At 66.4% G+C, this 21,152-nt stretch carries 17 protein-coding genes, 1 rRNA gene and 1 riboswitch; of the genes, 7 read left to right on the forward strand and 11 right to left on the reverse strand.

Translation table 11 applies throughout. The features are described 5' to 3' along the window. Nucleotides 1-177 precede the first annotated feature (177 nt). The 6 genes from fba to FAZ79_RS09970 form a co-directional block, all read right to left on the reverse strand. Entirely contained in the window at nucleotides 178-1,242 is a 1,065-nt protein-coding gene (gene fba / locus FAZ79_RS09945; protein WP_136867816.1) for a class II fructose-bisphosphate aldolase, read from the reverse strand. A 146-nt stretch (nucleotides 1,243-1,388) separates the two neighbouring features. Further along, complete coding sequence (gene pyk / locus FAZ79_RS09950; protein WP_136867831.1) at nucleotides 1,389-2,858, reverse strand: pyruvate kinase; 1,470 nt, start codon at nucleotides 2,856-2,858, stop codon at nucleotides 1,389-1,391. An 8-nt stretch (nucleotides 2,859-2,866) separates the two neighbouring features. Continuing rightward, entirely contained in the window at nucleotides 2,867-4,051 is a 1,185-nt protein-coding gene (locus tag FAZ79_RS09955; RefSeq protein WP_136867817.1) for a phosphoglycerate kinase, read from the reverse strand. A gap of 141 nt (nucleotides 4,052-4,192) precedes the next feature. Then, nucleotides 4,193-5,191 (reverse strand): type I glyceraldehyde-3-phosphate dehydrogenase, encoded by a 999-nt coding sequence (gene gap / locus FAZ79_RS09960; RefSeq protein WP_136867818.1) that lies wholly within the window; start codon nucleotides 5,189-5,191, stop codon nucleotides 4,193-4,195. 93 nt (nucleotides 5,192-5,284) lie between these two features. Beyond that, nucleotides 5,285-7,273 carry a transketolase gene (tkt, locus tag FAZ79_RS09965; RefSeq protein ID WP_136867819.1) on the reverse strand — a complete coding sequence of 663 codons (1,989 nt, stop codon included), beginning with the start codon at nucleotides 7,271-7,273 and terminating at the stop codon, nucleotides 5,285-5,287. Nucleotides 7,274-7,474: 201 nt separating this feature from the next. Further along, a complete protein-coding gene (locus FAZ79_RS09970; RefSeq protein WP_136867820.1) occupies nucleotides 7,475-8,029 on the reverse strand; it encodes a thioredoxin family protein in 555 nt (184 codons plus the stop codon). 338 nt (nucleotides 8,030-8,367) lie between these two features. Here FAZ79_RS09970 and FAZ79_RS09975 point away from each other — a divergent pair, with 338 nt between their 5' ends. The 7 genes from FAZ79_RS09975 (at nucleotide 8,368) to FAZ79_RS10005 (ending at nucleotide 16,287) form a co-directional block, all read left to right on the forward strand. Next, entirely contained in the window at nucleotides 8,368-9,228 is an 861-nt protein-coding gene (locus FAZ79_RS09975) for a PhnD/SsuA/transferrin family substrate-binding protein (RefSeq protein ID WP_169303672.1), read from the forward strand. A gap of 148 nt (nucleotides 9,229-9,376) precedes the next feature. Further along, nucleotides 9,377-10,549 carry a methionine adenosyltransferase gene (gene metK, locus FAZ79_RS09980; protein WP_136867822.1) on the forward strand — a complete coding sequence of 391 codons (1,173 nt, stop codon included), beginning with the start codon at nucleotides 9,377-9,379 and terminating at the stop codon, nucleotides 10,547-10,549. Nucleotides 10,550-10,617: 68 nt separating this feature from the next. Beyond that, nucleotides 10,618-10,722, forward strand: a riboswitch (S-adenosyl-L-homocysteine riboswitch). Nucleotides 10,723-10,829: 107 nt separating this feature from the next. Further along, on the forward strand, nucleotides 10,830-12,254 hold the full coding sequence (gene ahcY / locus FAZ79_RS09985; RefSeq protein ID WP_136867823.1) for an adenosylhomocysteinase: 1,425 nt from the start codon (nucleotides 10,830-10,832) through the stop codon (nucleotides 12,252-12,254). 65 nt (nucleotides 12,255-12,319) lie between these two features. After that, nucleotides 12,320-13,162, forward strand: coding sequence for a methylenetetrahydrofolate reductase [NAD(P)H] (gene metF, locus FAZ79_RS09990; protein ID WP_136867824.1), 843 nt, complete (start codon nucleotides 12,320-12,322; stop codon nucleotides 13,160-13,162). Between the two features lie 37 nt (nucleotides 13,163-13,199). Beyond that, nucleotides 13,200-14,189, forward strand: a complete 990-nt coding sequence (locus FAZ79_RS09995) for a 3-dehydroquinate synthase II (protein WP_136867825.1) — start codon at nucleotides 13,200-13,202, stop codon at nucleotides 14,187-14,189. 18 nt (nucleotides 14,190-14,207) lie between these two features. Continuing rightward, entirely contained in the window at nucleotides 14,208-15,548 is a 1,341-nt protein-coding gene (locus FAZ79_RS10000) for an adenosylmethionine--8-amino-7-oxononanoate transaminase (protein ID WP_136867826.1), read from the forward strand. A gap of 4 nt (nucleotides 15,549-15,552) precedes the next feature. Beyond that, on the forward strand, nucleotides 15,553-16,287 hold the full coding sequence (locus FAZ79_RS10005) for a 16S rRNA (uracil(1498)-N(3))-methyltransferase (RefSeq protein WP_136867827.1): 735 nt from the start codon (nucleotides 15,553-15,555) through the stop codon (nucleotides 16,285-16,287). Between the two features lie 19 nt (nucleotides 16,288-16,306). Here the strand turns inward: FAZ79_RS10005 and FAZ79_RS10010 are convergent, their stop codons facing one another. The 5 genes from FAZ79_RS10010 to rrf all read right to left on the reverse strand — a co-directional run. Further along, nucleotides 16,307-17,995 carry an NAD+ synthase gene (locus FAZ79_RS10010; RefSeq protein WP_247709538.1) on the reverse strand — a complete coding sequence of 563 codons (1,689 nt, stop codon included), beginning with the start codon at nucleotides 17,993-17,995 and terminating at the stop codon, nucleotides 16,307-16,309. After that, nucleotides 17,992-18,894 (reverse strand): succinate--CoA ligase subunit alpha, encoded by a 903-nt coding sequence (sucD, locus tag FAZ79_RS10015; RefSeq protein WP_136867828.1) that lies wholly within the window; start codon nucleotides 18,892-18,894, stop codon nucleotides 17,992-17,994. Before sucD ends, FAZ79_RS10010 begins: the two co-directional genes overlap by 4 nt. Next, nucleotides 18,891-20,078, reverse strand: coding sequence for an ADP-forming succinate--CoA ligase subunit beta (gene sucC, locus FAZ79_RS10020; protein WP_136867829.1), 1,188 nt, complete (start codon nucleotides 20,076-20,078; stop codon nucleotides 18,891-18,893). The genes sucD and sucC overlap by 4 nt, the downstream gene beginning before the upstream one ends. Before the next feature lie 165 nt (nucleotides 20,079-20,243). Then, nucleotides 20,244-20,513, reverse strand: a complete 270-nt coding sequence (locus FAZ79_RS10025) for a helix-hairpin-helix domain-containing protein (RefSeq protein ID WP_136867830.1) — start codon at nucleotides 20,511-20,513, stop codon at nucleotides 20,244-20,246. Between the two features lie 525 nt (nucleotides 20,514-21,038). Next, nucleotides 21,039-21,152 (reverse strand): 5S ribosomal RNA (gene rrf / locus FAZ79_RS10030); the annotation flags it as partial.

Below are 21,152 nucleotides of genomic sequence, written 5' to 3' on the forward strand. Positions count from 1 at the left end.
GGTCTTGCCAAGATCGATACCAAGCGTTTTGATAGACATAGGTCTGTTCCTCCTTCATCGCCGTTCGGTTGTTCCTCCAAACAGCGTAATAGGGTGGGAGCAGGCCATTCCATTAAAAAACCCCGCCGGGTGGCGGGGTTGTCGTTTCGGCAGTGCCGGGCGGCTGCCCGGCGAAGATCAGCGGATCTTCTGCTTGAGGCTGCCGGACTCGTAACGCTTGTACATTTCTTCCAGAGAGATCGGACGGATCTTGGAAGCCATGCCGGCCGAACCGAAGGCCTCGAAGCGCGCCTTGCAGATGGCCTGCATGCCGGCGGTCGCTTCCTTGAGGAACTTGCGCGGGTCGAAGTTGGACCGGTTCTCGGCCAGGTGCTTGCGAACGGCACCGGTGGACGCCATGCGCAGGTCGGTGTCGATGTTGACCTTGCGGACACCGTGCTTGATGCCTTCGACGATCTCTTCAACCGGCACGCCGTAGGTCTGACCCATGTCGCCGCCGTAGTTGTTGATGATCTCCAGCCAGTCTTCCGGCACCGAGGAGGAACCGTGCATGACGAGGTGGGTGTCCGGGATCCGCTCGTGGATCTCCTTGACGCGGTCGATACGCAGGATTTGGCCGGTCGGCTTCTGCGTGAACTTGTAGGCGCCGTGGCTGGTGCCGATGGCGATCGCCAGGGCGTCGACGTCGGTCTGCTTGACGAACTGGGCCGCTTCTTCCGGATCAGTCAGCAGCATGTCCATGTCCAGCTTGCCTTCCGCGCCGTGGCCGTCTTCCTCGCCCATCTCGCCGGTTTCCAGCGAGCCGAGGCAGCCGAGCTCACCTTCGACGGACACACCGCCGGAGTGAGCCATCTCGACGACCTTGGCGGTAACGCCGGCGTTGTACTCGTAGTCGGACGGGGTCTTCATGTCCGGCAGCAGGGAGCCGTCCATCATGACCGAGGAGAAGCCCGACTGGATCGCACGCAGGCAGACGCCCGGATCCGAACCGTGGTCCTGGTGCATGACGATCGGGATGTGCGGGTACATCTCGGTGGCCGCCTCGACGAGGTGGCGCAGGAACGGCTCGCCCGCGTACTTGCGAGCACCGGCAGAGCCCTGCAGGATCACCGGGCTGTCGACTTCGTCGGCAGCCTGCATGATCGCGTGGATCTGCTCCATGTTGTTGACGTTGAACGCCGGCATGCCATAGCTGTTCTCAGCGGCATGGTCCAGCAGCTGGCGAAGCGAAATGAGCGCCATAGTGCCTCTCCTCAAGTTGAAACGTAGTTGCGAAACTGCACGGGCTTCCGGGCGATTCGACCCGAAAACCGAAAATTCGATCAGCGCGACAGCATACCCAGCGCACCGGGATATGCAAAATCGCGCCGGGACACGGCCTCCGCGCGTCAGTCGACGGAGATCACGTCCCCGACCCGAACGATCTTCATCGCGTTCGTGCCGCCCATCTGACCCATCAGGTCACCCTTGGTGATGATCACGAGGTCCCCCTCGTCGAGCTTCTCCATCTGTTGGAGGCTCTCGATCACCATCCGGTTGACCTCGGCGTGATCCGTCGAGGGCACCGGGAAGTGCACCGCCTGCACGCCACGGTAGAGACCGACGCGACGCGCGGTTTCCTCCGAGCGGGTGAAGGTGTAGATCGGGATGTCGGTGTCGACCCGGGACATCCACAGCGGGGTGGCCCCCGACTCGGACAGGGCGACGATCGCCGCGACCGAGAGGTGGTTGGCCGTGTAGATGGCGGAATACGCGATCGCCTGGTCGATGCGTTCGAAGGGCACGTCCAGCGGCGGCGCGCTCTTCTTGGCCTCGATCTGGTACTCGGCACGGTGGCAGACCCGCGACATGGTCTCGACCACGCGCACCGGGTATTTGCCCGCGGCGGTCTCGGCCGAGAGCATCACCGCATCGGTACCGTCGAGCACCGCGTTGGCCACGTCGAACACCTCGGCCCGGGTCGGGATCGGGTTGTCGATCATGGTCTCCATCATCTGGGTCGCAGTGATGACGGGGCGGTTGAGCTCCTTGGCCATCTTGATGAAGGCCTTCTGCACCGCGGGCAGCTCGGCATCGCCGATCTCCACACCCAGATCGCCGCGCGCGATCATGATCGCGTCACTGGCCTGGATGATCTCCCGGATGCAGTCGACCGCCTCGGCACGTTCGATCTTGGACACGATGTGCGCGCGGCAGCCGGCCTCCTGCAACAGGCGACGGGCCTCATGGATGTCCTCCGCCGATCGCGGGAAGGACACGGCGATGTAGTCCACCCCGATCTGGGCGGCCGTCTTGATGTCAGCGCGATCCTTGTCGGTGATCGCCGGCGCGGACAGACCACCGCCCTGACGGTTGATCCCCTTGTTGTTCGACAGCGTGCCGCCGACGGCCACCGTCGTACGCACCTGGTTGCCCTGGACCTCGTCGACCTTCAGAACGATGCGGCCGTCATCGAGCAGCAGGATGTCGCCCGGGCGCGAGTCGGAGACCAGCGCCTTGTAGGTGATGCCGACCTTGGTCTCGTCACCGCTGTCCGGGTCGAGGTCGGCATCCAGCGTGAACGGGCTGCCCTGCTCGAGCTCGACCTTGCCGCTCTTGAAACGGTCGATGCGGATCTTCGGGCCCTGCAGGTCGCCGAGGATCGCGACGTAGCGCCCTTCGGCCGCCGCGGCCTCGCGCACCATGTCCGCCCGCCGCTGGTGGTCGGCCGCCTTGCCGTGCGAGAAGTTCATCCGCACGACATCGATGCCCGCCCGCACCAGGTTGGTGATGGTGGCCAGGTCGTCACTGGCCGGACCCAGCGTCGCGACGATCTTGGTCCGTCGCTGCGCCGGCAGATGATCGGTAGAGCCGTGCATGTTCGCCATCAGCCTTTCGCCCGCTCTTCGAGTATGGCGACCGCCGGCAGGGTCTTGCCCTCGAGGAATTCGAGGAATGCGCCGCCGGCCGTGGAGATGTAGCTCACCTTGTCGTAGATGTCGTACTTCTGGATCGCCGCGATGGTGTCACCGCCACCGGCCAGGGTGAACGCCTTGGTGTCGGCGATCGCCTGGGAGATGCGCTTGGTGCCGTCGCCGAACTGGTCGAACTCGAACACGCCCACCGGGCCGTTCCAGACGACGGTGCCGGCGTTCTCGATCACCTTGGCCAGGGCCTCGGCGCTCTCCGGACCGATGTCGAAGATCATGTCGTCGTCCGCCACGTCCTCGACGCGCTTCAAGACCGCCGGCTCGTTCTCGTCGAACCGCTTGCCGACGACCACGTCGGTCGGCAGCGGGATGTTGGCACCGTTGCTCTTGAGCTTGTCCATCAGGGCCTTGGCGGTCGGGACCAGGTCGTCCTCGCAGAGCGACTTGCCCACCCCGTGACCGGCGGCCTTGACGAAGGTGTTGGCGATGCCGCCGCCGACGATCAGCTGGTCGACCTTGGCGGCCAGTGCCTCGAGGACGGTCAGCTTGGTGGAGACCTTGGAGCCGCCGACGATCGCGACCATCGGGCGAGCCGGGTTGGCCAGCGCCTTGGTCAGCGCCTCGAGCTCTTCGGTCAGCAGGGTGCCGGCACAGGCGACCGGGGCGAACTTGGCCACACCGTGAGTGGAGGCCTGCGCGCGGTGCGCGGTGCCGAAGGCGTCCATGACGAAGACGTCGCACAGCGCGGCGTACTGCTTGGCCAGCGCCTCGTCGTCCTTCTTCTCGCCCTTGTTGAAGCGGACGTTCTCGAGCATGACGACTTCGCCGGCGCCCACCTCGACGTTCGCGCCAAGGTAGTCGCGTACCAGGCGCACCTCGCGGCCGAGCTTCTCGCCCAGGTCCTTGGCGACCGGCGCGAGCGAATCACCCTCGGAGAACTCGCCTTCGGTCGGACGACCCAGGTGCGAGGTGACCATCACGTGGGCGCCCTGGTCGAGCGCGGCCTTGATGGTCCCCAGCGAGGCGCTGATGCGCGCATCGGAGGTGACCTTGCCGTCCTTGACCGGCACGTTCAGGTCGGCGCGGATCAACACGCGCTTGCCGGCAAGATCGAGATCAGTCATGCGGATGACGTTCGCCATGGAAAACTCCTCAATGAGACAGATAAAAAGCGGTAAGGGTTGGGTGACTTCCGCGCAGTTCCCAGTCCTTACGGCTCCCGCTTGATGCGGAATGCAGGTGGAAAAACGGGTGGGAAAACCCACCCGTTCCGATCACTCGGTTTACTTGCCGACGTGCTGGACGACGCGCAGCATGTTGCAGGTGTAACCGAACTCGTTGTCGTACCAGGCGACGACCTTGACGAAGGTGTCGTCCAGGGCGATGCCGGCCTTGGCATCGAACACGGACGGTTCCGGGTGACCCCGGAAGTCGGTGGAAACGACCGCTTCCTCGGTGTAACCCAGCACGCCCTTGAGCTCACCCTCGGAGGCTTCCTTCATGGCGGCCTTGATGTCGTCCATGGAGGCGCCCTTCTCCAGCTCGGCGGTCAGGTCGACCACGGAGACGTCGGAGGTGGGGACGCGGAACGCCATGCCGGTCAGCTTGCCGTTCAGGGCCGGCAGGACCTTGCCCACGGCCTTGGCGGCACCGGTGGAGGACGGGATGATGTTCTCCAGGATGCCGCGACCGCCGCGCCAGTCTTTCTGGGACGGGCCGTCAACGGTCTTCTGGGTGGCGGTGGCGGCGTGAACGGTGCTCATCAGACCACGCTTGATGCCGAACTTGTCGTTCAGGACCTTGGCGACCGGCGCCAGGCAGTTGGTGGTGCAGGAGGCCGCGGAAACGATCGGCTGACCGGCGTAGTCGTTGTGGTTGACGCCGTAGACGAACATCGGGGTCGCGTCCTTGGACGGGGCCGACTGAACGACCTTCTTGGCGCCGGCGTCGATGTGCTTCTGGCAGGTTTCCTCGGTGAGGAACAGGCCGGTGGACTCGACGACGACGTCAACGTCCAGGTCGCCCCACTTGAGCTGAGACGGATCCTTCTCGGCGGTCAGACGGATCTTCTTGCCGTTGACGACCAGGTTGTTGCCTTCGACCGACACGTCGCCGTCGAAACGGCCGTGCACGGAATCGTACTTGAGCATGTACGCCAGGTACTCCGGCTCGAGCAGGTCGTTGATGCCAACGATTTCCAGCTCCGGGAATTCCTGGGTCGCCGCACGGAACACCATGCGACCGATACGACCGAAGCCGTTGATACCGACACGAATAGCCATGGGTTTTCTCCTAATCGATACGTGGATACAAATCAGTCAGGGCGCATGCGGTTGACGACACATGCGCCCGAAAACGGTTGATGCGACCGCGGATCAGCCCAGCTTGCGGGCTTCCTCGGCGACGCGATCGGCGGTGAAGCCGAAGTACTCGAACAGGTCACCGGCCGGGGCGGACTCGCCGAAGGTGTCCAGACCAAAGACCTTGCCCTGGCTGCCGACGTACTTGTACCAGCCCTGGGTGACACCGGCCTCGACGGCCATGCGGGCGGTCACGCCGCTCGGCAGTACGGATTCGCGGTAGGCCTCGTCCTGCGCCTCGAAGGCCTCGACGCAGGGCATGGAGACCACGCGGACCTTCTTGTCGGTCAGCTTCTCCGCCGCGTCCATTGCCAGGCCGACCTCGGAGCCGGTGGCGATCAGGATCAGGTCCGGTGTGCCGTCACAGTCCTTCAGGATGTAGCCGCCCTTCTCGATGTTGGCGATCTGCTCAGGCGTACGGGTCTGGTGCGGCAGCCCCTGGCGCGAGAAGACCAGCGAGGTCGGCGCGTCGCGACGGACGACCGCCTGCTTCCAGGCCACCGCGGTCTCGACCGCGTCACAGGGACGCCAGGTCTGCATACGCGGGATCAGGCGCATGGTAGCGATCTGCTCGACCGGCTGGTGGGTCGGGCCGTCTTCGCCCAGACCAATGGAGTCGTGGGTGTAGACGAAGATCGAGCCGATCTTCATCAGGCCGGCCATGCGCAGCGCGTTGCGGGCGTACTCGGAGAACATCAGGAAGGTGCCGGCGAACGGCAGCAGACCGCCGTGCAGGACCATGCCGTTCATGATGGCGCTCATGCCGAACTCGCGCACACCGTAGTGGATGTAGTTGGCATCCGACTCGGTGGCGGTCAGCGCGGTGCAGCCCTTCCAGGTGGTCAGGTTGGACGGCGCGAGGTCGGCCGAACCACCCACCAGTTCCGGCAGCATGTCGGCCAGACCGGTGATCACGGCCTGGGAAGCCTTGCGCGAGGCGACGCTCTCGCCCTTCGCATCGATCTCCTTGATCAGCGCGTCCATCTTGTCGTTGAAGTCGGCCGGCAGCTCGCCGTTCAGGCGACGCTTGAGCTCGGCGGCTTCGGCGGGATAAGCCTTCTCGTAGGCGGCAAAGGTCTCGTTCCACTCGGCCTCGGCCTTCGCACCCTTTTCGGTGGCGTCCCAGCCGGCGTAGACCTCGTCCGGGATGACGAACGGCTCGTGGTTCCAGCCGATGTTCTCGCGGGTGGCCTTGACCTCGGCATCGCCCAGGGCAGCGCCGTGGCAGTCGTGGGTACCGCAGAGGTTCGGCGCGCCAAAGCCGATGACGGTCTTGGTGCAGATCATGGTCGGCTTGTCGTTGACCGAACGAGCCTCGCGGATGGCCGCGTCGATGGCGTCGGCGTCGTGACCGTCGACGTCACGAACGACGTGCCAGCCGTAGGACTCGAAGCGCTTGGGCGTGTCGTCGGTAAACCAGCCCTCGACGTGACCGTCGATGGAGATGCCGTTGTCGTCGTAGAAGGCGACCAGCTTGCCCAGACCCAGGGTGCCCGCCAGCGAGCAGGCCTCATGGGAAATGCCCTCCATCAGGCAGCCATCCCCCAGGAAGCAATAGGTGTAGTGATCGACGACCTTGTGGCCCGGCTTGTTGAACTGACCGGCGAGCATCTTCTCGGCGATCGCCATGCCCACGGCATTGGTGAGACCCTGGCCCAGCGGGCCGGTAGTGGTCTCGACGCCCGGGGTGTAGCCGTATTCCGGGTGACCCGGGGTCTTGGAGTGCAGCTGACGGAAGTTCTTCAGCTCTTCCATCGGCAGCTCGTAGCCGGTCAGGTGGAGCAGAGAGTAAATCAGCATCGAGCCGTGACCGTTGGAGAGCACGAAACGGTCGCGGTTCGGCCATTCCGGGTTCTTCGGGTTGTGGTGCATGTAGTCGTTCCACAGCACCTCGGCGATGTCCGCCATGCCCATGGGGGCACCCGGGTGACCCGAATTCGCCTTCTGAACGGCGTCCATGCTCAACGCGCGAATCGCGTTGGCAAGCTCTCTACGTGTCGACATAAAACACTCCAAAGGGTTGAAAAAGAAGCGGTTCTGGGCGCCGTGTGCAATACGCACGCAGACGACGGCGCCTGGCCTTGAGGCAGGCGCGGAAGTTGCGCGACATTGTCCCCAAAACCCTCACGCAAGGCAACCACCCTGTTTTTCAAACACTTAGGGCAGCCAGCCTTTCGCCACAGGCGGGCGCGCAGCGCCGGCCGATCAGGCCTCGCGCCACTTGATCGAGCAGCCCATCGACGGCACTTGCTCCTCCGGACCGCGACCGGTTTCGGCGACCTGCGTCATCGCCTCGAACAGCTCGCGCGGGGCATCCGGCTCGGCCTCCTTGCGCGAGGCATCCAGCCGGCCGCGGTACTGCAGCTCGAGGTCCGCGTTGTAACCGAAGAAGTCCGGCGTGCAGACGGCGCCATAGGCCTTGGCGACCGACTGGGATTCATCGATCAGATAAGGGAAGGGGAACTTGTGGGCCTCGGCGACGCGCTTCATGTTCTCGGGCGAGTCTTCCGGGTAGTCGGTCGGGTCGTTGGACATGATCGCGACGGTATTCACGCCCAGTCCCTTGAGCTCGCGGGCATCGCGCACGATGCGGTCAAGGACCGCCTTGACGTAAGGACAATGGTTGCAGATGAACATCACCAGCGTGCCCTTCTCACCCTGCACGTCACTCAGGCGCCAGATGCGCCCCTCGACGTCCGGCAGGGCGAAATCCACGGCGGGCCGACCAAAATCGCAGACTGGGGTTTCCGTGCGAGCCATGGGCAAACCTCCTTAAAATGATCACGGGGAGAAAAGCAACAAGCGATAGCGGGTGTCGCGAGCCCGCCAGTCTCGCACGACACGCCCGCCGGCCGGCAAGCCGCTGCCGGTGTTCCGCGCTGGCCCCGTGGGTCCGCTCGCCGCCTCGAGGCCAACTGTGATATTTTTCCTTCCGATTTTGAATGACCGCCACGTCGCCGGTGGCGACGTTGCAGGCCACCCCTGCCGCACAGGACATACCGACTGCAGGCACCACAGGCAAACCGGCAACAGATCGGTTGCGCAAAAACATAATAAAGACAACCAAGCCATCGCCAAGGATCAGGAGAGCCCCGCCCATGCATGCGTCGACGCGCCCCGCAAACGCCGCCACCCCCGCCACTCAACGACAGGGTCAGGCCTCGCGCCTGCTCGCGCTGCTCGCCGGGGCGGCCACGCTGCTGGCCTCCGCATTCCCCGCCACCGCCGAGGACAGCCTGAAGATGGCGATCGCCCCGTTCCTGCCGGAGGCGGAGCTGAACGAGGCCTACGCCCCGGTGGCCGACTACCTGAGTCGTCGCCTGGGCGAGACCGTGGAACTCCAGCTGTTCCCCAACTACCTCTCGTTCTGGGAGGCGACCCGCGGCGGATCGGACTTCGACATCGCGCTCGACGCCGCCCCCGTGACCGATTTCCGCGTCCAGCGCCAGAACTGGCAGGTCATCGCGCGCTTTGACGGCGAGGTGACCCAATCGCTGGTCACCCGCGAGGACGACCTGATCCTGTCGCCCAAGGAGCTGGTGAACAAACGCGTCGCGGTCCAACCGTCCCCTTCCGTCGGCGCACTGGTGCTCTACCAGCTCTTCCCCAACCCGGTGCAGCAGCCGGTCCTCGTCTTTGAGCGCACCAACCGCGACGTCGCCACCGCGGTGATCGAAGGCAAGGCCAAGGCGGGCGTCATCCCCACGCCACTCGTGGGCGGCTACCCGGGCCTGTACCCGGTGATCACCACTGAACCGCTGCCGTTCCTGGGCTTCTCGGTCTCGCCGGAACTCAACAAGCGTACCCGCGACGCCCTGCAACAGGCGCTGCTGTCGTTCGCCGAGACCGAGGAGGGCCAGCGCATCCTCGAGGAACAGCAGCTGACCGACATCGTGCCGGCAACCAACCGCTACTACGCGGGCAACGCGGAGCTGCTGGTCGGCACCTACGGCTACTAAGACCTCCGCAGCTGAACCCGGGTCACATAACCCGGACTGCTGAACCTCGGGGCAAGCTGTGCCATGATTGCGCCCGCCGGGCGGCATGACCCTGTCCGGCGGCCACGATTCGACCGCCCCAACCGCACGCAAAAGAGGCCTGCACGCCATGAGCGCAAACGCCGTCAAGCGCCACCTGTTCACCTCCGAGTCCGTCTCCAAGGGCCACCCGGACAAGATCGCCGACCAGATCAGCGACGCGATCCTTGACGCGATTCTGAAACAGGACCCGTCGGCCCGCGTCGCCTGCGAGGCGCTGGTGAAGACCGGCTTCGTCGTGCTCGCCGGCGAGGTGACCACCTCGGCGTGGGTGGACGTCGATGAGCTGGTGCGCGAGGTGATCGTCGACATTGGCTACACCAGCTCGGAGCTCGGTTTCGACGGCCACACCTGCGGCGTGCTCAACGCGATCGGCAAGCAATCCTCCGACATCGCCCAGGGGGTCGACCGCGAGGATGCGGCCAACCAGGGCGCCGGCGACCAGGGCCTGATGTTCGGCTACGCGACCAACGAGACCGACGTGCTCATGCCCGCGCCCATCACCTACGCCCACCGACTGGTCCAGCGCCAGTCGGAGGTGCGCGAGGCCGGCACCCTGCCGTGGCTGCGCCCGGACGCGAAATCGCAGGTGACCTTCCGCTACGAGGACGGCGTGCCGGTGGGCATCGACGCGGTCGTGCTCTCCACGCAGCACAACCCGGACATCGCCCAGTCGGACCTGCACGAGGCGGTGATGGAGGAGATCATCAAGCCGACGCTGCCGGCCGAGTGGCTCGATCGGCACACCAAGTACCACATCAACCCCACCGGCCAGTTCATCATCGGCGGCCCGGTGGGCGACTGCGGCCTGACCGGGCGGAAGATCATCGTCGACACCTACGGCGGCATGGCCCGCCACGGCGGCGGCGCCTTCTCCGGCAAGGACCCCTCCAAGGTCGACCGCTCGGCCGCCTACGCCGGCCGCTATGTCGCCAAGAACATCGTCGCCGCCGGCCTGGCCGACCGCTGCGAGATCCAGATCTCCTACGCCATCGGCGTGGCCGAGCCGACCTCGATCTCGGTCGACACCTTCGGCACCGGCCATATCGCCGACGAACGCATCACCGATCTCGTGCGCGAACACTTCGATCTGCGCCCCTACGGCATCCTGCAGATGCTCGACCTGATCCGACCGATCTACCGCAAGACCGCCGTCGGCGGCCACTTCGGTCGCGAGGAACCGGAGTTCAGCTGGGAGCGCACCGATCGAGCCGACGCACTGCGGGCCGACGCCGGCCTGTAAGGCATCGGCGCGACTCCCCGTGCAGACCGTCCCGCGGGCGGTTATAATCCGCGACTGATTTTCCCGCCCCGACCGAGGAGCGCTGCAATCCACCGCCAGGTGGGTCAGGCTCGGCCGGGGCGCGGCGGTCGGGGCATTCGCCCCGGCCACCCGATCAACGGCGCTCTTGAGAACCCGGCCCACCGGGTTCGCTTTCAAGCCTCGACTTGAACAAGAGCCGCACGACACGCCCTCTCGTTCAGGTCGATACCCATCGAAAGAATCGACGAGGACGCTGACCGTGAATGCCGTAACCAAGCCGCAAGCCTTCAACGACTACAAGGTCGCCGACATCACGCTGGCCGACTGGGGTCGCCGCGAGATCCGCATCGCCGAGCGCGAGATGCCGGCCCTGATCAAGATCCGCGAGAAGTACCGCGCCGAGCAGCCGCTCGCCGGGGCGCGCATCGCCGGCTGTATCCACATGACCATCCAGACCGCGGTGCTGATCGAGACGCTCACCGCGCTCGGCGCCGAGGTGCGCTGGTCGTCGTGCAACATCTTCTCCACCCAGGACCACGCCGCGGCCGCCATCGCCGCCGCCGGCATCCCGGTATTCGCCTGGAAGGGCGAGACCGAGGAGGAGTACTGGTGGTGCGTCGAGCAGACCATCCAGGGACCGGGCGATGCCAACGAGGCCTGGACGCCCAACCTGCTCCTGGACGACGGCGGCGACCTCACCGGCCTGATGCACGAGAAGTACCCCAACCTGCTCGAGGGCATCCACGGCGTTTCCGAGGAGACCACTACCGGCGTCCACCGCCTGCTCGAGATGCTGGCCGAGGGTTCGCTCAAGATCCCGGCGATCAACGTCAACGACGCGGTCACCAAGTCGAAGAACGACAACAAGTACGGCTGCCGCCATTCGCTCTCGGACGCGATCAAGCGCGCTACCGACCACCTGCTGTCGGGCAAGCAGGCGCTGGTGGTCGGCTATGGCGACGTGGGCAAGGGCTCGGCCGCCTCGCTGCGCCAGGAAGGCATGATCGTCAAGGTCACCGAGATCGACCCGATCTGCGCCATGCAGGCGGCGATGGACGGCTTCGAGGTGGTCTCGCCCTATCGCGACGGCGTCAACACCGGCGATGACGCCGGCATCAATGCCGAGCTGCTGGGCAAGATCGACTTGATCGTGACCACCACCGGCAACGTCAACGTCTGCGACGCGCCCATGCTGCGCGCCCTGAAAAACGGCGCGGTGGTCTGCAACATCGGCCACTTCGACAACGAGATCGACACCGCCTACATGCGCAAGAACTGGGCCTGGGAGGAGATCAAGCCGCAGGTGCACAAGGTCTACCGCGAAGCAACCGCCGGCGGCGACTTCGACCCGGACAGCGAGAACTACCTGATCCTGCTCTCCGAGGGCCGCCTGGTGAACCTGGGCAACGCCACCGGCCACCCCAGCCGGATCATGGACGGCTCGTTCGCCAACCAGGTGCTCGCCCAGATCCACCTCTACCAGGACCGCTTCGCCGAGCTGCCGGCCGAGAAAAAGCAGGAGGCGCTGCGGGTCGAGGTGCTGCCCAAGCAGCTCGACGAGGAGGTCGCCCGCTACATGGTCGAAGGCTTCGGCGGCGTGCTCACCCGCATGACCGACGAGCAGGCGAAATACCTGGGCGTGCCCGCCGAGGGCCCGTTCAAGCCGGACGCCTATCGTTACTGATCCGGCCCGCCATGCCGGCCCGGGCGCTGCGCTCCCGGGCCCACCGTTCATTTCCCGGAGGAATCATGTCCATCCCGGTTTCCTGCGAATTCTTTCCGCCGAAGTCCGACGAGGGCGAGGCGAAACTGCGCGAGGTCTACCAGACCCTCGCCCGCGATATCCGCCCCGAGTACTTCTCGGTGACCTTCGGCGCCGGCGGCTCGACCCAGACGCGCACCTTCGAGACCGTCCGCGAGATCCAGCGCGACTCGGGCGTGCCGGCCGCCCCGCACCTGTCCTGCATCGGCTCCTCGCGCGAGGGGATCGCCGCGATCCTCGACGACTACCGCGAACAGGACATCCGTCGCATCGTCGCCCTGCGCGGCGATCTGCCCAGCGGGATGCAGGACCCGGGCGATTTTCGCTACGCCAACGAACTGGTCGCCTTCATCCGCGAGCACAGCGGCGACTGGTTCCACGTCGAGGTGGCCGCCTACCCGGAGATCCACCCGCAGGCGCCCAACGCCGAGGCGGATCTCGCCAACTTCAAGCGCAAGGTCGACGCCGGCGCGGATGCGGCGATCACGCAGTACTTCTACTCGATCGAGGCCTACCGGCGCTTTCTCGACGACTGCGAGCGGCTGAACATCGACGTGCCGATCGTCCCGGGCGTGATGCCGATCACCAACTACCAGCAGCTCGCGCGGTTCTCCGACATGTGCGGCGCCGATATCCCGCGCTGGCTGAGAAAGCGGCTGGAGGGGTTCGGTGACGACCTCGAGGGCTTGCGTGCCTTCGGCCATGACGTGGTCACCGACCTGTGCCGCGAACTGGTCGACGCGGGCGCGCCGGGCATCCACTTCTATGCCATGAATCGCTCGGGGCCGGTGATCCGCCTGTGCGAGGACGCCGGCCTGATCGGCGACTGACCCGCGGCCCGCCGGCGAGACGTTATACTCCCGCCCCATGAGCGACCCGACCCCGCGCAAGCACATCTGGATCGAACCGGCCGACGAGGCGGCGGCGCGCGCGGCCCGAGCGGCCGGCGCCACCGCCCTGGTCACGCCCGAGGGCACCGATACGGCGGGATTGCCGCGCGTCGGCGCGAACGGCGATCGGCAGGAAGGCCGCGACTTCGAGCGCTACCGCATCGAGCGGGAGGCCGACGAGGAAGCGGTTCGCCGCGATCGGCTCGCCGTGATCGAGCCGGCCGAATGGACCATCATCCCGGCCGAGAACCTGATCGCCCGTGGCGTCGACGTGATCCAGGTGGTCGACACCGCCGAGCAGGCCAAACTCGCCCTGACCATCATGGAACAGGGCGTGGCCGGCATCTGGCTGCGCCATGCCGACGTCGCCACCGTCGAGGCGCTCGGGCGCGTGCTCGACGAACTCCAGCCGCCCCCGGTCGCCCTGACCGAGGCGCGCATCACCGCGATCACCCCGGTGGGCATGGGCGACCGCAGCTGCCTCGACCTGATCGGCGAGCTCGCCCCCGGCGAGGGCCTGCTGGTGGGCAGCTTCAACCACGCCCGCTTTCTCGTGCACAGCGAGAACGTCGACAACCCGCACTGCGCCGCCCGCCCGTTCCGCGTGAATGCCGGCGCGATCCACGGCTACGTCGTTACCCCGGGCGATCGCATCCGCTACCTGGCCGAGATGGCCAGCGGCGATCCGGCCCTGGTGGTGGGCGCCGACGGGCAGACCCGCACGCTGGCCGTCGGCCGCAACAAGATCGAGCGCCGACCGATGGTGCAGGTCGAGGCGGTCGACGACGAGGGCACGACGATCTCCGCCATCCTGCAGCACGCCGAGACCATCCGCCTGGTGACCGCGCAAGGCACCGCGGTGAGCGTGCTCGATCTCACGCCCGGCGATCGGGTGCGCGTCTCGCTGGCCGAGCGCGGCGGACGGCACTTCGGTCGCCGGGTCGACGAAACCATTCTCGAACGGTAATCCCCAGGAGACCCCGGCATGACCCGCAACCAGGACTGGCAACGCCGCGACCTGAACGTCCTCTGGCACCCCTGCACCCAGATGAAGGACCACGAGTCCATCCCGCTGGTCCCCGTCGACCGCGGCGAGGGGCCGTGGCTGGTCGACTTCGACGGCCGGCGCTACCTCGACATCATCAGCTCGTGGTGGGTCAATATCTTCGGCCACGCCAACCCGTTCATCAACGAGCGCATCAAGGCGCAGGTCGACAAGCTCGAACACGTCATCCTCGCCGGCTTCTCGCACGCCCCGGTGGTTGAGCTGTCCGAGCGGTTGGTGGAGATTACGCCCTCCGGTCTCGACCGGGCCTTCTACGCCGACAACGGTTCGTCCGGGGTCGAGGTGGCGCTGAAGATGAGCTACCACTACTGGCGCAACAGCGGCCGACCCGAGAAGAGCGAGTTCGTCACCGTGGCCAACAGCTACCACGGCGAAACGCTCGGCACGCTCTCGGTCGGTGACGTCGGCCTGTACAAGGACACCTACGGCCCGCTGCTGCGCGCCACCGCCACGGCGCCCTCGCCGGCCTGCCGCCAGGACCGGGGCGACTGCCGCGAGCGCGCCGCGGAGGCACTCGACGGCATGCGACGGATCCTCGAGGCGCAGGCCGATCGCACCGCCGCGGTGATCGTCGAGCCGCTGGTCCAGTGCGCCGCGGGCATGCTGATGCACCACCCGGATTACATCCGCGGGCTGCGCATGCTCTGCGACGAGTTCGACGTGCACCTGATCGCCGACGAGATCGCGGTGGGCTTCGGCCGTACCGGCACGCTGTTCGCCTGCGAGCAGGCCGACATCACGCCCGACTTCATGTGCCTGTCCAAGGGGCTGACCGCCGGCTATCTGCCGCTGGCCGCCGTGCTCACCAGCGACACGGTCTACCAGGCGTTCTACGACGACTACAACAGCATGCGGGCCTTCCTGCACAGCCACAGCTTCACCGGCAACCCGCTCGCCTGCGCGGCTGCACTCGCCACCCTCGACCTGTTCGAGCGCGACGACGTCATCAACGCCAACCACAAGGCCCAGACAATCATGGACGGCCACCTGGCGGAGCTGGCCAAGCTGCCGCACATCACCAACGTGCGCCGCACCGGCATGATCGCGGCGATGGACCTGGTCGACCCGGCGACCGGCGAGCCGTTCCCCTCCGAGGAACGCCGCGGCGTGCGCGCCTACCAGCACGCCCTGGAACACGAACTGCTGCTGCGCCCGCTGGGCAACACGCTCTACTGGATGCCGCCCTACGTGCTGGACGAGGACGACTACCGGCACGTGTTCGAGGTCACGCGCGACGCCAGCCACGCGGCGGTACGCTGACGACATGCGCGTCCGCCGGGTCTTCGTCGACGACGCGCTTCAGGACGGGCGGGACATCGATCTGCCGGCCGAGACCGTCAATTACCTGCGCAACGTGCTGCGCCTGAAAGATGGCCAGCCGCTGGAGCTGTTCAACGGTCGGGGTCGGCGGGCCAGCGGGCTACTGTCACTGGCCCGCCGCGAGGCGCGCGTGCGGATCGAGGCAAGCGAACCGAGCCCGACCGAATCGGTGGTGCCGATCACGCTGCTGGCCGCCCTGGCCAAGGGCGAGAAGATGGAGCTGGTGATCCAGAAGGCCGTCGAGCTCGGGGTAACCACCATCGCGCCGGTGGAGACCGAACGTAGCGTGCTCGAGCTCAAGGGCGCGCGCGCCGAGAAGCGCATCGCCCGCTGGCGCCAGATCATGATCAATGCCTGCGAGCAATGCGGCCGCGACACCCTGCCCGAGATCGAGCCGATCCGATCGCTGCCCGACGCGCTGGCGACCACCGACTCCCCGCTACGGCTGGTGCTCGACCCGCGCGCCGCAAGACCGTTGACCGAACTGCGCGATCAGCCTCGACCCGAGGGCGTCGCGCTGCTGGTGGGCCCCGAGGGCGGATTGACGGAAGACGAGGTGGCGACGGCGGTCGGCCACGGCTTTCGCGCCCTGACCCTGGGGCCGCGGGTGCTGCGCGCGGAGACCGCGGCGATCACCGGTGTCGCGATACTGCAGTATCAGTGGGGAGACCTCGGCTGACGAGGTCAGAGGTTAGGGGTCAGGAATCGGCCTTGTCGGGCCGGAAGCCCGAGCTGATCGGGTAGCGACGGTCGCGGCCGAAGGCCCGACGGCTGATGCGCACGCCCGGAGGCGCCTGGCGACGCTTGTACTCGTTGACCAGGATCAGACCCACCACCCGACGCACCACCGCCTCGTCGAGCCCCATCGCCACGATTTCCTCGATGCTGCAATCGCGCTCGACGAAGGCCTCGATGATGCGGTCAAGGTCCTCGTAGGGTGGCAGCGAATCGGAATCCTTCTGGTCGGCGCGCAGCTCGGCGGACGGTTCGCGGGTAATGACCCGTTCCGGCACCGCGTCCAGTTCCGGACGCACGGTGCCACCCAGCGTGTTGCGGTAGCGCGCGAGTTCGTAGACCACCGTCTTGGGCACGTCCTTGATCGGCGCGAAGCCGCCGGCCATGTCGCCGTAGAGCGTGGCGTAACCGACGGCCAGTTCGGACTTGTTGCCGGTGGTCAGCAGCAGCCGGCCGAACTTGTTCGACAGCGCCATCAGGATCACGCCGCGGCCACGGGCCTGCAGGTTTTCCTCGGTGACGTCCTCGGCCAACCCCGCGAACAGCGGCGAGAGCGTATCGCGGAAGGATTCGAAGATCGGCTCGATCGAAATGGTCTCGCAGCGCACGCCCAGTGCCTCGCACTGTAGCTCGGCATCCTCGAGACTCATCGGCGAGGTGTAGCGCGAGGGCATGCGCACCGCGAGCACGTTGTCCGCGCCCAGGGCGTCGACCGCGAGCGCCAGCACGAGCGACGAGTCGATCCCGCCCGACAGCCCCAGCACCACGCCGGAAAACCCGTTCTTGCGCACGTAATCACGGATACCCGTGGTTAGTGCCCGGTAGATCTCCGCCTCGCCCTGCTGCCATTCGTGGCTGGGTCCGTGCGCCAGCACTTCGCCGTCCGGTGACACCTCGGTCCAGCCGATGCTCTCGGCAAAGCCGGGCAGGTGCATGTGATTGCCGGTCGGGCAGGAGACGAACGAGCGGCCATCGAAGACCAGCTCGTCTTGGCCGCCGACCAGGTTGACGTAGATGATCGCGCAGCCGCTCGAGTGGACACGCTCGGCGATCTGCGCCTCGCGCTCCCGGGTCTTCTGTCGATGAAACGGCGAGGCGTTGAGCACGCAGATCACGCGAGCGCCGGCTCCCGCCGTCTCTTCGATCGGCCCCTCGCGCCAGGCATCCTCGCAGATCACCACCCCGACCGGGACGCCATCGACGTCAGCGACCAGCGGGGACGTGCCCTTGCGGAAATAGCGCTTCTCGTCGAACACCCCGTAGTTGGGCAGCGCACGCTTGGCGTAACGGGCGACGATCTGCCCGTTATCGATCAACACCGCCTGGTTCTGGAGAAAACCCTCGGCGTCGCGTCCTGGCGTACCGATCAGCACCGCCGTGTCCCCGACCTGATCGGCGATGCGCACCAGCTGTGCCTCGCAGGAGTCGACGAAATCCCGGCGCAGCAAGAGGTCTTCGGGCGGATAGCCGGAAATGGTGAGCTCGGGGAAGACGACCAGCCGGGCGTCGACCTCCTTGCGGGCGCGCGCGACCAGTTCGATCACGCGCGAGGCGTTGGCGTGACAATCGCCGACCCGGGTGTTGATCTGGGCCAGCGCGATACGCAGGCCGTCGACCTCGCGTTCCTCGATGCGATTGAGTTGGTCAGTCACGATGCGCTCATGCCCTCGGACCGATTCTCAAGCACCCGCGCGGCCGTCACACCCAGTTCGGCCGGGCTTCCCACGACGTGGACGCCCGCGGCACGCAAGGCCTCGCATTTCGCCGCGGCCGTGCCCTTGCCCCCGGCGATCACGGCCCCGGCGTGCCCCATGCGTTTGCCGGCCGGGGCGGTCGCGCCAGCGATATAGGCCACCACCGGCTTGGGGTAGCCCTGGCGGATGAACTCGGCGGCCGCCTCCTCGGCGCCACCGCCGATCTCGCCCACCATCAGCACCAGTTCGGTCTGCGGATCATCGGCAAAGCGCGACAGGCAATCGATGAAATCCAGCCCGCCGACGGGGTCACCGCCGATGCCCACGCAGGTGCTCTGACCCAGTCCGGCCGCCGTGGTCTGCGCCACGGCCTCGTAGGTCAGCGTGCCGGAGCGCGAGACGATACCGACACGTCCCTTCTGGTGAATCGCACCCGGCATGATGCCGATCTTGCATCCATCCGGCGTGATCAGCCCCGGGCAGTTGGGTCCGATCAGGCAGGCATCCGGGTAATCCTGCGCCAGTACCGCCTTGACCTTGAGCATGTCGATTACGGGGATGCCCTCGGTAATGCAGGCGATCACCTCGATCCCCGCAGCGGCCGCCTCCAGGATCGAATCGGCAGCAAATGGGGCGGGCACGTAGATCATGCTCGCCGTGGCACCGGTCTCGCGTACCGCGTCGGCAACCGTGTCGAACACCGGCAGGCCCAGGTGCGTCTGACCGCCCTTGCCGGGGGTCACGCCCCCGACCAGCCGGGTGCCGTAGGCAAGCGCCTGTTCGGAGTGGAAGGTGCCCTGCTTGCCGGTGAAGCCCTGGCAAATCACGCGGGTGGATTCGTCGACCAGAATGCTCATCGGGCAGCCTCCCGGCTCTTGTTGGCGAGTTCCACGGCGCGACCGGCGGCCGCGGCGAGGTCATCCTCGGCGGTCAGGGCCAGGCCGGACTCGGCCAGCATGCGCCGCCCCTGCTCGGCGTTGGTACCGGCCAGGCGCACGACGGTGGGCACGTCCAGCGCGACCTCGCGCGCGGCCTCGAGGATGCCCTCGGCGATCAGGTCGCAGCGCACGATGCCCCCGAAGATATTGACCAGGATGGCCTCGACGCGCGGGTTTTCCAGGATCAGCTTGAACGCCTCGGTCACCTTGGCCGCGGATGTGCCGCCGCCGACATCCAGGAAGTTGGCCGGCATGCCACCGGCGTGCTGGATCAGGTCCATGGTTGCCATGGCAAGGCCGGCGCCGTTGACCATGCAGGCGATGTTGCCGTCGAGCGAAACGTAGTTCAGACCATGATCGATCGCCTTGCGCTCGGCCGGGTCTTCCTGGGCCACGTCGCGCTGCTGCCACCAGTCGGCCTGACGATAGCCGGCGTTGTCGTCCAGCGAGACCTTGGCATCGACCACGGCCAGATCGCCTCCCTCGACACGCGCCAGGGGGTTGATCTCGATCAGCGCCGCGTCGCGTTCGACGAACGCGCGATAGAGCTTGAGCGCCAGCCCGACGAACGCCTTTACCTGCGGTCCTTCCAGACCGAGGGCGAAGGCCAGGTCACGCGCTTGGTAGGCAGCCAGGCCGACCGTCGGGTTGACCACGGCGCGGAAGATCGCCTCGGGGTGGGATGCCGCGACGGCCTCGATGTCCATGCCGCCTTGCGGGGAGCCGATCATCACGACGCGCTGCAACGCGCGGTCGACCGTCACCGCCAGATAGTACTCGTGTTCGATCTTGGCGGCCGGTTCGACCAGCACGGCATCCACCGGCAGCCCCGCCGGGCCGGTCTGCCCGGTGACCAGCCGCGTGCCGATCAACGCATCAGCGGCCTCGACCACCTCATCGCCGGACGCCACCAACCGCACGCCACCGGCCTTGCCACGCGCGCCGCTGTGCACCTGCGCCTTGACGACCCAGCGGCCCGTCTCGCTGCTCGGCAATGCCGTCGCAACCTGCTTGGCACTCGCCTGCTTGAGCAGCAGGTTGGGAGGCACGTCGATGCCGACTTCCGATAGTAGCGACTTGGCCTGGTATTCATGCAGGTTCATGGTGTGGCCATTCCGAGGATCAAGGGTGTAAAAGGCGTCATTGTCGCGCACCAACGCGCCATTGTCATGCCCATCCCCGCATCCATTCCGTGCCCAGCCAGCAAGAAAAAGCCCCGGCAAAACCGGGGCAACGAGTCACTCAGGGGAGAAACCGAAACGAGAGGATCAGTCGGGTCGCACCAGGACGTGGGGTCGCAGGCGTTGAACCGTCCTCGGCCCGAGCCCCCAGACGGAGTCAAGCTCGTCGATGGATTCAAAGCCGCCCACCGTCTGGCGATGGAGGACGATTCGTTCGGCCTGGACCGGGCCAACGCCTTGCACGTCGGCAAGCTCTCCCACCGACGCCTCGTTCAGATCGAGTACGGCCGCCTGAACCGGCACGACCCCGACCACTAGCAAGGCACAAACGACACCGGCCATTACCGACTGCTGCAACACCGACCACCTCTTTATGGAGAACCAGCCGGAAGCGTATGCCTGACGCGCGAGCGAGACTATGGGCAAAGTCAGCAATCAACGTAGGAATCGACCTTTTCTCTTGTACGCCGATTCCTACAAATCCAACCATGCCACGGCCATGCCTCGCCAAGTGGCGGGAGACACAATGGACGCGTTGGACCTGGCCGCACCGCAACGGTTGCCTAGACTTTCAGGGGCCCAAACATCGGCCCAGTCCAAGTCGGCCGATCCGCGCCACACCGCCGAGGAGAGTAGCCGACGCCGGAAACACGCCACAAACGAAAAACCCCGTCGAGCATGGGCTGGGACGGGGTTATTCGGAATGCGGAGCCTGGCGTTGACCGACTTCCCATGGGGGCGAACGAGGACCGGGTGTCCAGTGGACCGCCGCAGTCGACGTGAACGCCGCTGCCGACGGGCTGCGGCAGAGAGCCCGAAAGGGCTTCCCCAGAACGGAGAAGCCCCCGCAACCTGACGGTTACGGGGGCCTCTAAATGGGGAGCCTGGCGTTGACCTACTTTCACATGGGGAAGCCCCACACTATCATCGGCGATGCGGCGTTTCACTGCTGTGTTCGGGATGGGAACAGGTGGTTCCACCGCTCTATGGACGCCA

The sequence above is a fragment of the Guyparkeria sp. SB14A genome (assembly GCF_005096345.1).
GTDB classification, from domain to species: domain Bacteria; phylum Pseudomonadota; class Gammaproteobacteria; order Halothiobacillales; family Halothiobacillaceae; genus Guyparkeria; species Guyparkeria hydrothermalis.

What these genes read in the sequence shown, in the direction of transcription:
- gap (WP_136867818.1), bottom strand. Translation starts at nt 5,191, where the DNA reads ATGGCTATTCGTGTCGGTATCAACGGCTTCGGTCGTATCGGTCGCATG.
- FAZ79_RS09955 (WP_136867817.1), bottom strand. Translation starts at nt 4,051, where the DNA reads ATGGCGAACGTCATCCGCATGACTGATCTCGATCTTGCCGGCAAGCGC.
- sucC (WP_136867829.1), bottom strand. Translation starts at nt 20,078, where the DNA reads ATGAACCTGCATGAATACCAGGCCAAGTCGCTACTATCGGAAGTCGGC.
- sucD (WP_136867828.1), bottom strand. Translation starts at nt 18,894, where the DNA reads ATGAGCATTCTGGTCGACGAATCCACCCGCGTGATTTGCCAGGGCTTC.
- pyk (WP_136867831.1), bottom strand. Translation starts at nt 2,858, where the DNA reads ATGCACGGCTCTACCGATCATCTGCCGGCGCAGCGACGGACCAAGATC.
- FAZ79_RS10005 (WP_136867827.1), top strand. Translation starts at nt 15,553, where the DNA reads ATGCGCGTCCGCCGGGTCTTCGTCGACGACGCGCTTCAGGACGGGCGG.
- metK (WP_136867822.1), top strand. Translation starts at nt 9,377, where the DNA reads ATGAGCGCAAACGCCGTCAAGCGCCACCTGTTCACCTCCGAGTCCGTC.
- FAZ79_RS10000 (WP_136867826.1), top strand. Translation starts at nt 14,208, where the DNA reads ATGACCCGCAACCAGGACTGGCAACGCCGCGACCTGAACGTCCTCTGG.
- FAZ79_RS09975 (WP_169303672.1), top strand. Translation starts at nt 8,368, where the DNA reads ATGCATGCGTCGACGCGCCCCGCAAACGCCGCCACCCCCGCCACTCAA.
- fba (WP_136867816.1), bottom strand. Translation starts at nt 1,242, where the DNA reads ATGGCGCTCATTTCGCTTCGCCAGCTGCTGGACCATGCCGCTGAGAAC.
- tkt (WP_136867819.1), bottom strand. Translation starts at nt 7,273, where the DNA reads ATGTCGACACGTAGAGAGCTTGCCAACGCGATTCGCGCGTTGAGCATG.
- FAZ79_RS09995 (WP_136867825.1), top strand. Translation starts at nt 13,200, where the DNA reads ATGAGCGACCCGACCCCGCGCAAGCACATCTGGATCGAACCGGCCGAC.
- FAZ79_RS09970 (WP_136867820.1), bottom strand. Translation starts at nt 8,029, where the DNA reads ATGGCTCGCACGGAAACCCCAGTCTGCGATTTTGGTCGGCCCGCCGTG.
- metF (WP_136867824.1), top strand. Translation starts at nt 12,320, where the DNA reads ATGTCCATCCCGGTTTCCTGCGAATTCTTTCCGCCGAAGTCCGACGAG.